Genomic DNA, 15,912 nt, shown 5'->3' with positions numbered 1-15,912 from the left:
ACTTGCCTTAGAACTTAATATGGAATTCAAGTAGCTTCTTTAGGGTATTAAAAAAGTGATAATGAAAATTGTCATTATCACTTTTTTGCATTTTTTCTAATGCTAGGCTCTCAGCATGACGGATGCTCTTTGTCATTGGTAGGTTAGCTTAGGGCCCCTTAAGGGAAAGAAAGCGGTGCTAATGGGAGGTTCAGAAATAAATTCAGAAGGACAATATGTATGGAATAACAATTTGCCTAAGTTTGCATAAAAATAATTTTAGTAGTGGGTAAAGATAAGTTAAGAAAATTTGCAGAAATAGACACCTTTCCTAATGTTTATCAGCTTGATGCGGGTAAGGAATTGAAGGGTAAGTGGGCGTCTCAGCATTTTAAAAATAACAATCCGGTTGTTTTAGAACTTGCTTGCGGCAAGGGCGAATATTCTGTTGGATTGGCAAAGATGTTTCCTGAGAAAAACTTTATAGGCGTTGACCTTAAAGGAAATAGGATTTGGCGTGGTGCGCGTACTGGAGTTGATGAGGGGATCGCAAATCTTGCTTTTTTAAGGATTCAGATTGAAGATATCGTGGATTTCTTTGGTGAGCATGAAGTAGACGAAATATGGATAACCTTCCCTGATCCTCAACCACAGGATAGCCGTGAGAAAAAGCGCTTAACCTTCCCGGGATTTTTAGATAGATACAAAACTTTTCTAAAACCAGGGGGCAAAATAAACTTGAAAACTGATAATGATGGTTTGTATCTTTATACTGTGGAGACGGTTAAAGAACTGGGATTGATTTGTCATAAAAGTACAGATCAGTTATATAAATCGGAATTCGCAGATGCTGTTTTAGCAATCAAAACGCATTATGAAAGGATTTATCTGAAACACGACAAGAACATAAATTACATCCAGTTCTCTTTTGATTAATGTAGAGCTGAATATGAATTGATTAGATGGAGCAATCATTTTATGACCAGGTTTTTGAGCTAGTGAGGTTAATCCCGAAAGGGAAGGTGACTTCATACGGAGCAATTGCTAAAAGCCTTGGAGCCGGAGGCTCAGCCCGAATGGTGGGTTATGCAATGAGTAATGCTCATCTGGCCCATCCGGCAATACCAGCCCACAGAGTGGTTAATAGTAGTGGTTTGCTGACCGGTAAATTTCACTTCCCGGAGCCTAACTTGATGCAGGAAATGCTGGAGAAAGAAGGCGTGGTAGTTAAAAACGATAAAATCCAGAATTTTAAACAGCATTTCTGGGATCCTCTGGTTGAATTATAAGATTGAAACTCGATTTTTTGCAAACAGGTACTCAGAATTAACTTTAACAAAATGGGACAATTAGTAGAAGAGTTTAACGACTATCGTTCTAAGATGAACGACAGGATAATGGAAACCGCCAATACAAATATAAAGCGGTTTTTTGCTTTAGATACCACCACCTACGCTGATGGCGCATTAAATGTGAAAACCAAAGAGATGCTTGGTCTTGTGGCATCGATGGTTTTACGTTGTGATGATTGTATTAAATACCATCTTGAAAAATGTTACGACGAAGGGGTAACCAACGAAGAGCTTAATGAAGTATTTATGATCGCCAATTTGGTCGGGGGCTCTATCGTAATTCCTCACTACAGGAGGGCAGTTGAATATTGGGACGAACTTAGTTTATAAACAATGTCAGAAATAGTTAGATGTGGTTGGTGCGGAACCGATCCTTTGTACGTTAAATATCATGATGAAGAATGGGGTAAGCCGGTTTATGATGATAAAACTTTATTCGAATTTTTAATTCTTGAAGGTGCTCAGGCTGGCTTAAGCTGGATCACTATTTTAAAAAGAAGAGAGGGGTACAGACAAGCATTTGCCAACTTTGATGTAGAAAAGGTTGCAGCATTTACTGAAGCTGATGTGGAACGGTTGATGAATGATGCCGGTATCATTAGAAATAGACTGAAAGTTAATGCCGCGATAAACAACGCAAAACTTTTTATAGGGATACAAAATGAATTTGGTTCATTTTCCGACTATATGTGGGGCTTTTTGCCAGATAAAAAACCTATTCTTAATCCTGTTAAATCTTTGGGTGATGTGCCTCCAAGAACTGAAATCTCAGATTTGATTAGCAAAGATATGAAGAAGAGAGGCTTTAAATTCTTTGGAACAACAATCTGTTATGCCCACATGCAAGCTACAGGCATGGTAAACGATCATGTGGAGGGTTGTATAAGCAGGTAGTTTAGGGTTATTTTTTCTGCATATCATTGTATGCCGCAACAAAAGCTTTAATTAATTTAGCATCAAAAGCTTCTGTTGCTTTAATGCGCTCCGCAAGATCTTCGTCGTTGGTAAGCTTTTGAAGTAAAATGCTTTTTATGAGCTGTGTTTTTCCAGCTGAATTACCACCATCCGCAGGGATTTCCTGCATCGGACCTGTTCCAAATTTTTCAATAAAATAGGCAGTTGGGAGGTTGCGATTGGTTGGCTCAGAATCATTTCTTCTGCCTCCTCCAAAGGAGATGCCAACACCGCCGCCTACTCCGCCAAAGCCACCGGTTCCTGTTCCAATGCCAACAGATGGCCTAATGCGTGCTCGTTTTGGCTGTGGTTGTTCAATACTGGTAGTACCCCCAATTGCGTATAAATTTACAGCACCTTGTTCTATGATTTTAAAGAAGCGATGTTCCATTTTCTTTTTAATTACAATGGGCTTGCTAACATAAGTTTCACCATTCCATAAAAACTCTTTAATGTCGCTAGCTTTATACTGAGAGATGGTTTCGTCATCATTCTTAAGAATAACTGTCGAAAAATCAGTCCCCTGTATTGTTCCTCTAACAAAATTTCCTGAAGCAATAACTACTGCATCCTGTGCAGATGAGTGCAATGCAGCTACTAAAAGCATTGTCAATAAAGCGAAGGTTTTAAGTGCTCTGTTCATAATTACTCAAATAACGGAATTTCTTTTGTGTTTGTTATCTAATCCGATCTCTATTATTAACTTTGAGATATGTTGAAAGTAGTAACTTTCACAATCATTAAATGAATCAGATACCAATGAAAAAACTTTTCCTTCTTGATGGCATGGCGCTCATTTACCGGGCTCACTTTGCACTAAGTAAAAACCCAAGGTTTACCTCTACAGGAGTGAATACCTCGGCAGTTATGGGCTTTACAAATACTTTACTGGAAGTACTTAAAAAGGAAAAGCCAACGCATATAGCGGTTGTTTTTGATACAGAAGCACCTACTGAAAGACATATAGAGTTTGAAGCATATAAGGCTCATAGAGAATCGATGCCAGAGGATCTTTCTGCAGCACTTCCTTATATTTTTAAACTGATAGAAGGGTTTAATATTCCGGTAATTACAAAAGATGGATATGAGGCTGATGATATCATTGGAACTTTAGCTAAAGAAGCTGAGAAAGCCGGTTTTCAGGTGTATTGTATGACTCCTGATAAGGATTTTGCACAGTTAGTGTCTGAAAATATCTTCATTTATAAACCCGCCAGAATGGGTAATGATATGGAGATTTTAGGTGTAAAAGAAGTGTTGGCTAAATGGGAGATTGAGAACGTTAAGCAGGTAATTGATATCCTTGGTTTGTGGGGTGATGCAGTTGATAATATTCCTGGAATTCCTGGGATTGGAGAAAAAACGGCTAAGTCGTTAATCAAGCAATACGGCTCTGTAGAGAATATTATCGCAAATTCGCATGAGCTTAAAGGAAAGCAGCGTGAGAATGTGGAGACCTATGCTGAGCAGGGAATGATCTCTAAAAAGTTGGCAACCATTATACTTGATGTTCCTGTTCCTTTTGATGAAAAGGCTTTGGAACTTGAAGAACCTAGCAGAGAATTACTGGAGCCTTTGTTTGCAGAACTAGAGTTCAGGACAATCGGTAAACGTGTTTTTGGTGATGGATTTAGTGTAAACGAAGGTAAAGGCGGAGGATCACAACAAATTGATCTTTTTGGTAACGCGGTAGATCAACCTGAAAGCAAATCGAAGCCAACAGTTGCGGTTTCGGAAGTGTTTGAGCAAGTTGTGGCATCCAAAACCATTGAAAATACTGAACACGATTATAAATTAGTAAATACTCCGGAGCTTTATAAGGAGCTTGTAGCACTACTTTTAAAGCAGGAAAGTATTTCATTCGATACTGAAACAACAGGTACTGATGCGAATCTTGCAGACCTTGTAGGAATGTCATTTAGCATAAAACCAGGTGAGGGATATTATATTCCGGTACCTGCCGAAAGAGCAGAAGCTCAGGCTATTGTTGAAGTATTTAGGCCTGTTTTTGAAAACGAAAATATTGCCAAAATAGGTCAGAACATTAAATACGATATGCTTGTATTAAAATGGTATGATGTATCTGTAAAAGGGAAACTATTTGATACCATGCTTGCGCATTATTTGATTGATCCTGATACACGTCATAATATGGATGTGCTGGCTGAAAATTATTTGAGTTATTCGCCCATTTCAATAACTAAGCTTATTGGTGCTAAAGGGAAGTCGCAAGGAAATATGCGCGATGTTCCTGTTGAGCAGGTGGTAGATTATGCGGCAGAAGATGCCGACATAACCTTACAGCTTGCTAATGTGTTTAAACCATTGCTGCAACAGCTCAACGCGGAGAAACTTGCTACAGAAGTTGAAAATCCTTTGATTTATGTGCTTGCAGATATTGAAAAGGAAGGGGTTAGGATAGATATGGAGACCTTGATCAACTATTCCAAGGAGCTTGAACTTGATATCAGAAAGTTTGAACAAAACGTTTATGACAAATGCGGTATTAAGTTCAATCTGGCATCACCAAAGCAACTTGGAGAGGTTCTTTTTGATAAATTGCAGTTAGATCCTAAAGCAAAAAAAACAAAGACTGGCCAATATCAAACCGGTGAGGATGTGTTATTAGCGCTTGCTCATAAAAGCGATATCGTTCAGGATATTTTAGACTTTAGACAGTTACAAAAATTGAAGTCTACATATGTTGATGCCTTGCCGTTGCTTGTTAATCCTAAAACCGGGCGTGTTCATACTTCATACAATCAGGCTGTTGCCGCAACAGGAAGGTTAAGTTCAAATAATCCGAATTTACAGAATATTCCTATCCGTACAGAAAGGGGTAGGGAAGTGCGCAAAGCATTTATTGCAAGAGATGCCGACCATATTCTGCTATCTGCGGATTATTCTCAGATCGAGCTTCGTATCATCGCTGAGATCAGTAAAGAAGAAAACATGCTGGATGCTTTTAATAAAGGTATTGATATTCACACTGCTACAGCGGCAAAAGTATATGGTATTTCAATTGAAGAAGTTGATGCTACACAGCGTAGAAATGCAAAGGCAGTAAACTTTGGGATTATCTATGGTCAATCGGCTTTTGGCTTATCACAAAATTTGGGTATTCCACGTAAAGAAGCTGCTGCGATTATTGATCAGTATTTTGAGCAATATCCGGGCATTAAAAAGTATATGTCTGATACGATGAATTTTGCGCGTGAGAATGGATTTGTAGAAACTATTCTAGGCAGAAGAAGGTATTTAAGAGACATTAATTCGGCTAATCAAACTGTACGTGGTTTTGCTGAGCGAAATGCGATCAATGCGCCTATACAGGGCTCTGCCGCAGATATGATTAAAGTAGCAATGATTAACATTCATAAGGACATTCAGGATCAGAAACTTCAATCAAAAATGACGATGCAAGTGCATGATGAGTTGGTTTTTGATGTGTTAAGGACTGAAGTTGAAGCGATGAAAAAGATTATTTCTCATAGGATGAAGACAGCTATTAAAACGACTGTTCCAATTGAAGTAGAGATTGGTGAGGGAGATAACTGGTTAGCTGCGCATTAATCTCTTAACTTATAAAAGGCCCCGTTAACATGATTTTTCATATTAACGGGGCTTTGTATTTTACTGACCAAACATTCCGCCCAATCCACCAAACATATCTTTGGTTGCTGCCTGCATTTCAGTAGCGCTAACCTGATCTGCTTGTGTTAATGCCTTATTGATAGCTGTTAATAGCAATTCTTCAAGTTCTTCTCTGTCTGCTTGTTTGTGGAATTCTTCACTGATTTCTACTGCCGTGATTGCTTTGTTTGCAGTTGCAGTAACACGTATTGCTCCACCTTCAACTTCTCCAAAAACAGAAATTGTATCTAATCTTTTTTTTATTTCATCAGCCTTCTGCTGGGCTGCCATTAATTTATCGAACATAAGTTGTTGTTTTTATTATAAAACGAAATTAAGCGAATTTGGTTTAAAGTAAAGCCAATAAAATGAAAAATAGGGGTTATTTATTCATTAATGCCGCATTGAAATCAACAAAGAGCTTGAAGAGATCCTGGTATTCTGTTAAAGGAAGGGTTTTAGCCCGGTCATAAATGTCGTGGTATGCATCGATTCCTCCGGTAGTATAAATAAAAAATGCAGGAACATTCTTTTCTGTGAAAAAGTAGTGGTCGCTGTTAGCTGCCTTGCCTCTTGAATTGATTTTTATGAGGTATTTGTTTTTGTCGTTAAGCTGATTTAGTATTGAAAACTCTTTAGTATGGATGGTAGCATTTACGACGGTAATGCCTGTTTGACCAGTGCCCACCATGTCTACATTGATTAAAAATCTAATTTTTTCCAGGGACAGCAATGGATGTTCTGTGAAATATTTAGAGCCAAGCAATCCTGCCTCTTCGCCAGCAAAGCAAATAAATGCCATTGTGTAGGGCTGGGGATTAGCGGCGTAATACTTTGCAAGTGACAATAGAAGGGAAATTCCGCTTGCATTGTCATTGGCTCCTGGGAAATATGTTTTGCTACCCATTCCGCCTAAATGGTCGTAATGTGCTGTAATAACTAATACAGAGTCTGGGGTTTCGGTGCCCTTTACTATTCCACAAATATTAGCAGCATTAAATTCAGGAATAAATGAATTTTCAATGTTGATTTCAAAGTTAATAGGGTAGCCTTTTATCGCTTTTTTATTTATTTGTATGCCAGTGAAATCATCTTGGAGAATGGCTGGAGACCAGGTAAGTTTATCCTTAAGTACAGCAACTACGCGCTGGCTAGTGTCGGCAAAAGTAATGCTGTCTTTTTGTTCAAATTTCCCCTTGGCGATTTTTCCGATGCTTTGGGGCATTACAATAAAATCTTTACCGGGGCTAAGTTTTTTATCATTAATGGTAACTCGCATCTTACCCGGAAAGGTGTTAACGGGATAAGAGAATGGCTGTTTAAAATCAGTGCCACTCATTGGGCTGAGTCCGTAGGACTTAAAAGCAGAAGAAATAAAATTTGCGGCTTTGCCCATCCCATTATTGGTGTAACCCCTTCCCCACATGGTTTTTGAGGTAAGCTCCTTTACCATTTTACGAGCATTGTGGATGTCCTGCGAAAGAACAGGGCCAGCAACAAAAAGAAATAATATTAGTAAATACTTTTTCATAATATCCGCAAAGGAAATTTCAATATAGGGCTAAACTTACGTAAAGTTTAAATTTTGTGGGTTTAAAACACATATCAAACAAGATTGTTATAGTTTGATTAATTAAAACTTATGGATGTTCGGTCAAATGAGCCATTTTGGCTAGTAAAAAATGGGATAATACATTCCTATCCGTCCTTAAGGACAGATTCGAGTTGCGATGTGTTGGTTGTTGGTGGAGGGATTACGGGCGCCTTGATGGCACATGCTTGTGTAAATAACGGGTATGAAACTATATTAATTGATAAGAGAGAAATTGCTAACGGGAGTACTTCTGCTACCACATCTATGCTTCAGTATGAAATTGATATTCCGTTATATAAATTGAAGGAATTGATAGGAGAGCAGGGAGCAATAGCAAGTTATCTTGCATGCAGAGATTCTATTTATAAGTTGGAAAGCCTTGTGAAAGAGATTGAATCGCTATGTGGATTTAAAAAAAAGGAATCTCTTTATTTTGCTGGGAAGAGTAAAGATGTTAAATGGTTAAAGCGGGAATATGAAGAACGTAAATCGGCAGGTATTGAGGTGAAATGGCTAGATAAAAAGGAAATAAGGACTATTTATGGCGTTGATGCTGAAGGGGCAATTCTATCTGCAGATGGGGCAAGTGTAGATGCGTTTTGTTTAACCCATGATTTGCTGCACTATAATTCTAAAAGAGGATTGAGCGTATTTGATAAAACTGAACTTAAAAAAGTAAGCTATGACAAAGACTTTGTAAAGATCAGGTTAAACACAGAGGCTGAAATTACTGCTAGACATATTATCTATTGCACGGGATATGAAACTCAAAATATGATACCCGAGAAGATTGTGCAATTAAAAAGTACTTATGCAATGGTTAGCGAAAAGGGGGATCTACATTCTGAAGGATGTGCGGAAACTTTATTTTGGAATACGGATTCCCCATATTTATATATGAGGACAACGGTAGATGGAAGACTTCTTGTGGGTGGAGAAGATGAAAATTTTAAGAATGCTTTGCGAAGAGATCTGCTTTTGAACAGAAAAAAGGAGAAATTAGAAAAAACATTAAAAAAATATTTTCCTGATAGCTCATTCATTGAAGATTTTTGCTGGGCAGGTACTTTTGGTGAAACTAAGGATGGTTTGCCCTATATAGGAACGCATCCTAAATACCCAAAAAGCCACTTTTTGCTTGGTTTTGGGGGCAATGGGATTACTTTTTCTGTAATAGGTATGGATATGATTATTGAGATGATGGATGGGCGTCCAAATATTCTGTCGCATTTCTTCAGATTTGGACGTTAAATTAAGTGCAGAAAATCATTATAAAAATGTAAAAAAATTAAAAACGTATTGCACAACTCGATATTTATTTAAACCTTTGCGCCTCAACTCATTTAAAGAATTATTATACACAGAAAATGATTAAGCACGCGACCCATAAACTTTCTATTGTAGAAGCAAAAAATATTGCCTCTAGAAGTTTGTTTATTGAGCGTTTGCGACCCGTTTTTTTTGTAACCACTAATCGGCAAAATTATACGCCGAGGATTTGAGTAAATCTCTGCGTAAAGTCTCTACGCATTTCCACAGAGGATTGCCTCTCAAAAAACAATTAATCAGAACATTTATTTTTTTTCGTTAACATATTAATGAATATCAACGATTTTATAGTGCAAGTTGCACTTCCTGAACATCGTGCCTTTGCAGAAGAAATTTGCGAAGAAATGGCAGAATCGGCAAAAGCCCGAGGTACAGGTATCGCTAAACGCTCTCCGGAGTATGTAGCAAATAAAATGTCAGATGGAAAGGCTGTTATAGCTTTTCATAAGGATGGCTCGTGGGCAGGATTTTGCTATATAGAAACCTGGACACATGGACAATTTGTAGCCAATTCAGGTTTAATAGTTAGTCCCAAATACAGAAAAGCAGGACTTGCTCATGCTATTAAAGAAAAGATTTTTGATCTCTCAAGACAAAAATATCCTAAAGCAAAGATATTTGGTTTAACTACAGGACTAGCTGTAATGAAAATCAATTCGGACTTAGGGTATGAGCCTGTAACTTATTCAGAGCTTACCCAGGATGAAGAATTTTGGAAAGGTTGTCAAAGCTGCGTGAACTTCGAAATTTTAAAGATGAAGGAACGTAAGAATTGTATGTGTACCGCAATGTTATATGATCCAGTGGAACAAAAACATGATGTTGCTAAGAAATTTGCAGAAGAATTACACAAAAAACCTAAACTTTACGAACGTTTTATGCGTATTAAGCAACGTTTGGTGCTTAGCTCAAAACCTGATGATAAAGGAGGTTTGAAATCTCTGTTTTTAATGTTTACCGTTTTATTTAAATAGCTGTTATAAAGATGAAGAAGAAAGTTGTTTTAGCATTTAGCGGAGGTTTGGATACCTCATTTTGCTGTATTTATTTAGCACAGGATCGTGGATTAGAAGTGCATTCTGTTATTGTAAATACTGGTGGTTTTTCTGATGAAGAATTAGAGGAAATAGAAAAACGTGCTTATGCTTTAGGTGTTGTTTCTCATGCTGTGGTTGATGAAACCACAAACTATTATGACAGCTGTATTAAATATTTGGTTTTCGGAAATGTATTGAAAAATGCAACTTATCCGTTATCGGTAAGTGCTGAGCGTGTAAGTCAGGCAACTGCAATTGCAAACTACGTTAAGAAAATAGGTGCTGACTATGTTGCTCACGGAAGTACAGGAGCAGGTAACGATCAGGTTCGTTTTGATATGATTTTTAATATCATCATCCCGAATGTAGAGATCATCACTCCTATTAGAGATTTGAAATTATCCCGCGAAGCGGAAATAGAATATTTGAGCAATCATGGTGTTCATTACAGCGCAGAAAAAGCAAGATATTCTATCAATAAAGGTTTATGGGGAACATCTGTAGGAGGAAAAGAAACTTTAACTTCTAATGAGACATTACCGGAAGAAGCATGGCCAACTCAGGTTTCTGTAACTGAGCCACGCAAGCTTACCTTAACTTTTGCAAAAGGTGAATTGGTAGGTATTGACGGTGAAACTTTTGAGTCTGTTAGAGCAATTCAAAAATTACAGGCGATTGCACAGCCTTATGGTATTGGTAGAGATATCCATGTTGGCGATACCATTATAGGAATTAAAGGACGTGTGGGTTTTGAAGCTGCGGCTCCAATGGTGATTATTAAAGCTCATCACACTCTTGAAAAACATACTTTAACAAAATGGCAACTTTCTTGGAAAGAGCAATTGTCTTCTTTCTATGGTAACTGGTTACACGAAGGTCAATTCCATGATCCTATTATGCGTAACATAGAGGCGTTTTTAGCAGATACTCAGAAAACGGTAAGTGGAGATGTATTTGTTGAATTGTTGCCTTATCGTTTCAATATTATTGGTATTGAATCGGAGCATGACTTAATGAGCAATAAATTCGGTAGCTACGGTGAAATGAATAACGCATGGAGCGGCGAAGATGTTAAAGGTTTTTCAAAGATTTTTGGTAACCAGGTAATGATCTGGCATAAAGTAAACAATCATGAAGATTAAAGCAGGTATAGTTGGGGGTGCAGGATACACCGGAGGCGAAATGCTTCGTATTCTTGTGAACCACCCAACTGTTGATATTGTATTTGTACATAGTAACAGTAATGCGGGAAACCTTATTTCTGATGTACATACAGATTTGTTTGGTGATACCGACTTGCGTTTTACAGGTGAATTATCCTCAGAAATTGATATCTTGTTTCTTTGTGTAGGTCATGGTGATGCCAAGAAGTTTTTAGATGCGAATACTATTGATAGTCGCATTAAAATAATTGACTTGAGTCAGGATTTCAGATTGAAAGTTAATGCAGGAAGCAAATGGGTGTATGGCTTGCCGGAATTAAACCGTGAAGCAATACAAAAGGCAAGTTATATTGCTAATCCAGGTTGTTTTGCTACCTGTATTCAATTGGGATTATTGCCTTTGGCATCGAAAGGTTTGTTGAGTCGTGAAGTGCATATCAATGCAACAACCGGATCAACCGGAGCTGGACAAAGTCTGGCTTCAACCTCTCATTTTAGCTGGCGTAACAACAACCTGTCGGTGTATAAAGCTTTTGAACATCAGCATCTTAATGAGATAGGTGAGAGTTTAAAACAGCTTGAGCCTGGCTTTAACCAGGTGTTAAACTTTATTCCTCAGCGTGGGGATTTTACTAGAGGTATTTTAGCAGCAATGTATCTTGAGAGTGATTTGACCGCTGAAGAGGCGCAGCGCATATATGAGGATTTTTATGCGACGCATCCTTTTACTCACGTAAGCAAAAGAAACATCGATTTAAAGCAGGTAGTAAATACCAACAAGGGTTTAGTACATGTAGAGAAGCATGGCAGTAAACTTTTTATTGTAAGCATAATCGATAATTTGCTAAAAGGAGCAAGTGGGCAGGCAGTACAAAATATGAATTTGATATTTGGGTTAGAAGAGGGTACGGGACTCCGGCTTAAAGCAGCTGGATTTTAATTTGTTGTTCGAGATCCTGAATTTATTTCAGGATCTCGAATTAGTATTTAACCTATTTAACCCATGCTATCGCGAGATTCTGAACTAAATTCAGGATGACGTAAAGCAAAAAAAAATAAAAAATGAATTTATTCGACGTATATCCATTAAATAATATAGAAATAGTTAAAGCATCAGGCAGTGCCGTTTGGGACGCTGAAGGACAAGAATACCTGGACCTTTACGGAGGTCATGCTGTTATTTCAATCGGGCACACTCACCCTCACTATGTACAACGCCTAACTGACCAGCTTAATAAGGTTGGTTTTTACTCTAATTCAGTTAAAATTCCTTTGCAAGTACAGCTAGCAGAGAAGTTAGGTCAGGTTTCTGGAAAGGCAGACTATCAGCTTTTCTTGTGTAACTCTGGTGCTGAGGCTAATGAGAATGCTTTAAAACTGGCCTCTTTTTACAATGGCAGAAAGAAAGTTATTGCATTTAAGGGCGCTTTTCATGGCAGAACATCTTTAGCCGTTTCTGCTACTGATAACCCTAAAATTATTGCTCCTGTAAATGAAACTGATAACATCGTTTTTCTACCTCATAATGATGAAGCTGCTTTAGAGCAGGCATTTGCTGAGTATGGAAATGATGTGGCAGCAGTAATTATTGAAGGAATTCAGGGTGTTGGAGGTATAAAAGAAGCTTCAGTAAGCTTTTTACAAAAGATCCGTTCCCTTTGTGACCAATACAATGCAGTTTACATAGCAGATAGTGTTCAGTGTGGATACGGTAGAACTGGAATGTTCTATTCTCATGATTATGCTGGTGTTAACGCTGACGTTTACACTATGGCTAAAGGAATGGGTAACGGTTTTCCGGTTGCCGGAATTTCTATTGCGCCGAAGTTTAAGCCTTGGCATGGTATGTTAGGTACTACTTTTGGTGGTAATCATCTTGCTTGTGCAGCAGCTTTGGCTGTTCTTGAGGTTATTGAACAAGATGATTTATTGAAAAATGCCGAAACAGTAGGTAGCTACCTGATAGAAGAATTAAAGAAAATTGAAGAGGTAAAAGAAGTGCGTGGACGTGGCTTAATGATAGGTATTGACCTTCCTGAAAGTCTTTCTAACGTTAAAAAAGACCTTTTATTTAAACATAAAATATTTACAGGTGAAGCTAAGCCAAATGTAATTAGACTTTTACCTGCATTAAATTTAACTAAGGATCAGGCAGATCAATTTTTGAAAGAATTTAAAATTGCTTTAAAAGGATGAACCAATTCACCTCAGTAAATGATGTACAAGACATCGGCCAATTGGTTAAAGACGCATTGGCACTAAAGGAAAGCCCTTATTCACATCAGCATTTAGGAAAAAACAAGACTCTTGGTCTTGTTTTTCTAAACCCAAGTTTACGCACGCGCTTAAGTACTCAAAAAGCAGCATTAAACTTAGGTATGAATGTGATGGTAATGAATATGGACAAAGAAGGCTGGGCATTAGAAACACAAGATGGTGTGGTAATGAACGGAACTACTGTAGAGCATATTCGTGAAGCAGCTGCCGTAATGGGTCAGTATTGCGATATTTTAGGCTTGCGTTCTTTTCCTAAGCTGATAAACAGAGATGAGGATTATAACGAAGACTTTTTCAATAAGTTTATTAAATATTGTAAAGTTCCTGTAGTAAGTTTAGAAAGTGCTACTCGTCATCCTCTACAAAGTTTGGCGGATCTTGTTACCATTAAAGAAACCTGGAGTGGAGCAGCCAAACCAAAAGTGGTATTGGCATGGGCACCTCACATTAAGGCATTGCCTCAGGCTGTTCCTAATTCATTTGCAGAATGGATGTGTAAGGCCCAAGCGGATGGAATGCTTGATTTTACGATCGCTCAGCCAAAGGGATATGAGTTAAGTGAGGATTTTACTCCTGGCGCAACCATTACGCATAACTTAGATGAGGCATTAAAAGGAGCAGATTATGTTTATGTTAAAAACTGGTCTAGCTTTAAAGAGTATGGAAAAGTACTTACCTATCCTGAAGGATGGATGCTGAATAATGAAAAATTAGTAGGAACAAACGATGCAAAAGTTATGCATTGCTTACCTGTTCGCCGTGACCTTGAGCTTTCCTCTGAAATATTGGATGGGCCTAATTCATTAGTAATCCATGAAGCTGGAAACCGCTTATGGGCAGCGCAGGCAGTGCTAAAACAAATGTTGGAAGAGTTGATTTAAAGCAATCGTCATCCTGAATTTATTTCAGGATCCCGAAAGAGAAAGGTAGATTAGCATGGCTGGGATGCTGAAATAAATTCAGCATGACGTGGAGAATAATAAATGAAAACATTAAGTATCATTAAGATTGGCGGGAATGTAATAGATAACTCAGAGAAACTAAATCAGTTTTTACTTGATTTTACAGCTCTTCCCGGAGATAAGATTTTAATTCACGGTGGTGGTAAAATTGCAACCGAACTGGGAGTGTCATTAGGTGTAGAAGCCAAAATGGTAGAAGGAAGACGTATCACTGATATAGAAACGCTGCGGATAGTTACCATGGTTTATGCCGGATTGATTAACAAGAACATGGTTGCTCAGTTACAGGCTAAAGGCAGTAATGCTATTGGCTTAACAGGAGCAGATGGGAATATAATCAAGGCAGTTAAAAGACCTGTAAAGGATATTGACTACGGCTTTGTGGGTGATCTTGATGAGTCTTCGGTATCTTCAGATACTTTAGATAGCTTGCTAAAAGCAGGTCTTGTTCCCGTATTGTGTGCTATAACCCACGATGGAGAATCGCAATTACTAAATACCAATGCAGATACAATTGCATCTGCTGTTGCTGTCGCCATGTCTTCTCTTTATGATACCTCTTTAATTTATTGTTTCGAAAAGCGTGGTGTTATGAGGGATATTGATGATGATCAATCATTGGTGCCTGTGATTAGAATGGGAGAGTTTGAAACATTGAAAAATGAAGGTGTAGTTTCAGGAGGAATGATCCCTAAATTGCACAATGCATTTGAGGCTATAAAAAGTGGAGTTAATGCAGTATATATTGGCAAGGCAGATGAATTGCCACAAATAGATCAACAGAATTTCGGAACCCGATTAATCAGATAATTATGAACCAGTTTAAAGGCAGTATTGCCATTTTAGGAAGCGGAAATATTGGTGTCTCATTAGCCAAAGGGCTAGTTAAGGCTAATTATGCACAACCCGGTCAGATTACGCTTACAAGGCGTAATGTTTCTAATTTAACTGCATTTTCTGATCAGGGATTTATGGTAAGCGGCGAAAATGCTGCTGTTGTTGCGGCTGCTGATATTGTGGTTTTGGCTGTTTTGCCACAACAACTTAATCAGTTACTGGAACAAATACGTCCTGCAGTTGATCCGAAGAAACAAGTTTTCATCTCTGTTGCATCTGGTGTAAGTTGTATTGATATCAGAAATAAACTGGGGGAGGGAGTACAAGTTGTAAGAGCGATGCCTAATACGGCAATAGCTATAGGTCAATCTATGACTTGCGTAGCCACTGACAATGCTTCAAAAGAAAATGTAGACGAGGTGATCAGGATGTTTGAAACTGTTGGGTCAGTTGTTAAAATTAACGAGGATCTAATGACTTCTGCAACTGCATTATGTGCTTGTGGAATTGCATTTTTCTTACGTGCGATAAGAGCCGCATCGCAAGGTGGTGTTGAAATTGGCTTCCATGCAGATGAAGCATTAAAAATGGCTGTACAAACAGCAAAAGGTGCAGCAGATTTGCTATTACAAATGCAATCACACCCGGAACAGGAGATTGATAAAGTTACTTCGCCTAAGGGATGTACAATAGCTGGATTAAACGAGATGGAGCATAATGGCTTCAGCTCATCTTTAATTAAGGGTATTAAGTTATCGGCAATTAAGGCTGGAGCTCTATACACTAAAGAATAAT

At 38.1% G+C, this 15,912-nt stretch carries 16 protein-coding genes; 13 read left to right on the top strand and 3 right to left on the bottom strand.

Annotated features, from left to right (window positions below; translation table 11 throughout):
* The first annotated feature begins 264 nt into the window (after positions 1–264).
* The 4 genes from trmB to HQN83_RS23710 are packed head-to-tail and all read left to right on the top strand — an operon-like array spanning position 265 to position 2,225.
* On the top strand, positions 265–915 hold the full coding sequence (gene trmB, locus HQN83_RS23725; protein ID WP_173094002.1) for a tRNA (guanosine(46)-N7)-methyltransferase TrmB: 651 nt from the start codon (positions 265–267) through the stop codon (positions 913–915).
* Positions 916–941: 26 nt separating this feature from the next.
* Entirely contained in the window at positions 942–1,268 is a 327-nt protein-coding gene (locus HQN83_RS23720; RefSeq protein ID WP_173094000.1) for an MGMT family protein, read from the top strand.
* A 51-nt stretch (positions 1,269–1,319) separates the two neighbouring features.
* Complete coding sequence (locus tag HQN83_RS23715; protein WP_173093998.1) at positions 1,320–1,661, top strand: carboxymuconolactone decarboxylase family protein; 342 nt, start codon at positions 1,320–1,322, stop codon at positions 1,659–1,661.
* A gap of 3 nt (positions 1,662–1,664) precedes the next feature.
* Positions 1,665–2,225 (top strand): DNA-3-methyladenine glycosylase I, encoded by a 561-nt coding sequence (locus HQN83_RS23710; RefSeq protein WP_173093996.1) that lies wholly within the window; start codon positions 1,665–1,667, stop codon positions 2,223–2,225.
* 7 nt (positions 2,226–2,232) lie between these two features.
* On the opposite strand, the gene HQN83_RS23705 is transcribed toward HQN83_RS23710, so the two are convergent.
* Entirely contained in the window at positions 2,233–2,928 is a 696-nt protein-coding gene (locus HQN83_RS23705; RefSeq protein ID WP_173093995.1) for a hypothetical protein, read from the bottom strand.
* Positions 2,929–3,044: 116 nt separating this feature from the next.
* On the opposite strand from HQN83_RS23705, the gene polA reads away from it, so the two are divergent.
* Positions 3,045–5,858, top strand: a complete 2,814-nt coding sequence (polA, locus tag HQN83_RS23700; RefSeq protein WP_173093994.1) for a DNA polymerase I — start codon at positions 3,045–3,047, stop codon at positions 5,856–5,858.
* Between the two features lie 60 nt (positions 5,859–5,918).
* Here polA and HQN83_RS23695 read toward each other — a convergent pair whose 3' ends face one another.
* Both HQN83_RS23695 and HQN83_RS23690 read right to left on the bottom strand, forming a co-directional pair.
* Positions 5,919–6,224, bottom strand: a complete 306-nt coding sequence (locus HQN83_RS23695; protein WP_048908217.1) for a YbaB/EbfC family nucleoid-associated protein — start codon at positions 6,222–6,224, stop codon at positions 5,919–5,921.
* Positions 6,225–6,300: 76 nt separating this feature from the next.
* Positions 6,301–7,449, bottom strand: a complete 1,149-nt coding sequence (locus tag HQN83_RS23690) for a M28 family metallopeptidase (protein ID WP_173093993.1) — start codon at positions 7,447–7,449, stop codon at positions 6,301–6,303.
* 111 nt (positions 7,450–7,560) lie between these two features.
* Between HQN83_RS23690 and HQN83_RS23685 the strand changes: the two genes are divergently transcribed.
* The 8 genes from HQN83_RS23685 (at position 7,561) to proC (ending at position 15,911) form a co-directional block, all read left to right on the top strand.
* Entirely contained in the window at positions 7,561–8,763 is a 1,203-nt protein-coding gene (locus tag HQN83_RS23685; RefSeq protein ID WP_173093992.1) for an NAD(P)/FAD-dependent oxidoreductase, read from the top strand.
* Positions 8,764–9,110: 347 nt separating this feature from the next.
* Entirely contained in the window at positions 9,111–9,815 is a 705-nt protein-coding gene (locus HQN83_RS23680; RefSeq protein ID WP_173093991.1) for a GNAT family N-acetyltransferase, read from the top strand.
* 11 nt (positions 9,816–9,826) lie between these two features.
* On the top strand, positions 9,827–11,020 hold the full coding sequence (argG, locus tag HQN83_RS23675; protein WP_173093989.1) for an argininosuccinate synthase: 1,194 nt from the start codon (positions 9,827–9,829) through the stop codon (positions 11,018–11,020).
* Complete coding sequence (gene argC / locus HQN83_RS23670) at positions 11,010–11,981, top strand: N-acetyl-gamma-glutamyl-phosphate reductase (RefSeq protein WP_173093987.1); 972 nt, start codon at positions 11,010–11,012, stop codon at positions 11,979–11,981. Before argG ends, argC begins: the two co-directional genes overlap by 11 nt.
* A 122-nt stretch (positions 11,982–12,103) precedes the next feature.
* On the top strand, positions 12,104–13,237 hold the full coding sequence (locus HQN83_RS23665) for an aspartate aminotransferase family protein (protein ID WP_173093985.1): 1,134 nt from the start codon (positions 12,104–12,106) through the stop codon (positions 13,235–13,237).
* The gene (locus HQN83_RS23660; RefSeq protein ID WP_173093983.1) at positions 13,234–14,199 is read left to right on the top strand and encodes a Rossmann-fold NAD(P)-binding domain-containing protein; all 966 of its coding nucleotides are present in this window, start codon (positions 13,234–13,236) and stop codon (positions 14,197–14,199) included. Before HQN83_RS23665 ends, HQN83_RS23660 begins: the two co-directional genes overlap by 4 nt.
* Positions 14,200–14,301: 102 nt before the next feature.
* On the top strand, positions 14,302–15,090 hold the full coding sequence (argB, locus tag HQN83_RS23655; protein WP_173093981.1) for an acetylglutamate kinase: 789 nt from the start codon (positions 14,302–14,304) through the stop codon (positions 15,088–15,090).
* A gap of 2 nt (positions 15,091–15,092) precedes the next feature.
* A complete protein-coding gene (gene proC, locus HQN83_RS23650) occupies positions 15,093–15,911 on the top strand; it encodes a pyrroline-5-carboxylate reductase (RefSeq protein ID WP_173093979.1) in 819 nt (272 codons plus the stop codon).
* Position 15,912 lies beyond the last annotated feature (1 nt).

This window comes from Pedobacter foliorum, assembly GCF_013266735.1.
Taxonomy (GTDB): Bacteria; Bacteroidota; Bacteroidia; order Sphingobacteriales; family Sphingobacteriaceae; genus Pedobacter; species Pedobacter foliorum.
This window is presented reverse-complemented; position numbering and strand designations above follow the sequence as displayed.

Excerpts from the sequence above, each read along its gene's own strand:
- proC (WP_173093979.1), top strand. The coding sequence starts at position 15,093 with ATGAACCAGTTTAAAGGCAGTATTGCCATTTTAGGAAGCGGAAATATT.
- HQN83_RS23690 (WP_173093993.1), bottom strand. The coding sequence starts at position 7,449 with ATGAAAAAGTATTTACTAATATTATTTCTTTTTGTTGCTGGCCCTGTT.
- HQN83_RS23710 (WP_173093996.1), top strand. The coding sequence starts at position 1,665 with ATGTCAGAAATAGTTAGATGTGGTTGGTGCGGAACCGATCCTTTGTAC.
- argG (WP_173093989.1), top strand. The coding sequence starts at position 9,827 with ATGAAGAAGAAAGTTGTTTTAGCATTTAGCGGAGGTTTGGATACCTCA.
- HQN83_RS23705 (WP_173093995.1), bottom strand. The coding sequence starts at position 2,928 with ATGAACAGAGCACTTAAAACCTTCGCTTTATTGACAATGCTTTTAGTA.
- HQN83_RS23680 (WP_173093991.1), top strand. The coding sequence starts at position 9,111 with ATGAATATCAACGATTTTATAGTGCAAGTTGCACTTCCTGAACATCGT.
- argC (WP_173093987.1), top strand. The coding sequence starts at position 11,010 with ATGAAGATTAAAGCAGGTATAGTTGGGGGTGCAGGATACACCGGAGGC.
- HQN83_RS23715 (WP_173093998.1), top strand. The coding sequence starts at position 1,320 with ATGGGACAATTAGTAGAAGAGTTTAACGACTATCGTTCTAAGATGAAC.
- polA (WP_173093994.1), top strand. The coding sequence starts at position 3,045 with ATGAAAAAACTTTTCCTTCTTGATGGCATGGCGCTCATTTACCGGGCT.
- HQN83_RS23665 (WP_173093985.1), top strand. The coding sequence starts at position 12,104 with ATGAATTTATTCGACGTATATCCATTAAATAATATAGAAATAGTTAAA.
- HQN83_RS23685 (WP_173093992.1), top strand. The coding sequence starts at position 7,561 with ATGGATGTTCGGTCAAATGAGCCATTTTGGCTAGTAAAAAATGGGATA.
- argB (WP_173093981.1), top strand. The coding sequence starts at position 14,302 with ATGAAAACATTAAGTATCATTAAGATTGGCGGGAATGTAATAGATAAC.
- HQN83_RS23695 (WP_048908217.1), bottom strand. The coding sequence starts at position 6,224 with ATGTTCGATAAATTAATGGCAGCCCAGCAGAAGGCTGATGAAATAAAA.
- HQN83_RS23660 (WP_173093983.1), top strand. The coding sequence starts at position 13,234 with ATGAACCAATTCACCTCAGTAAATGATGTACAAGACATCGGCCAATTG.
- HQN83_RS23720 (WP_173094000.1), top strand. The coding sequence starts at position 942 with ATGGAGCAATCATTTTATGACCAGGTTTTTGAGCTAGTGAGGTTAATC.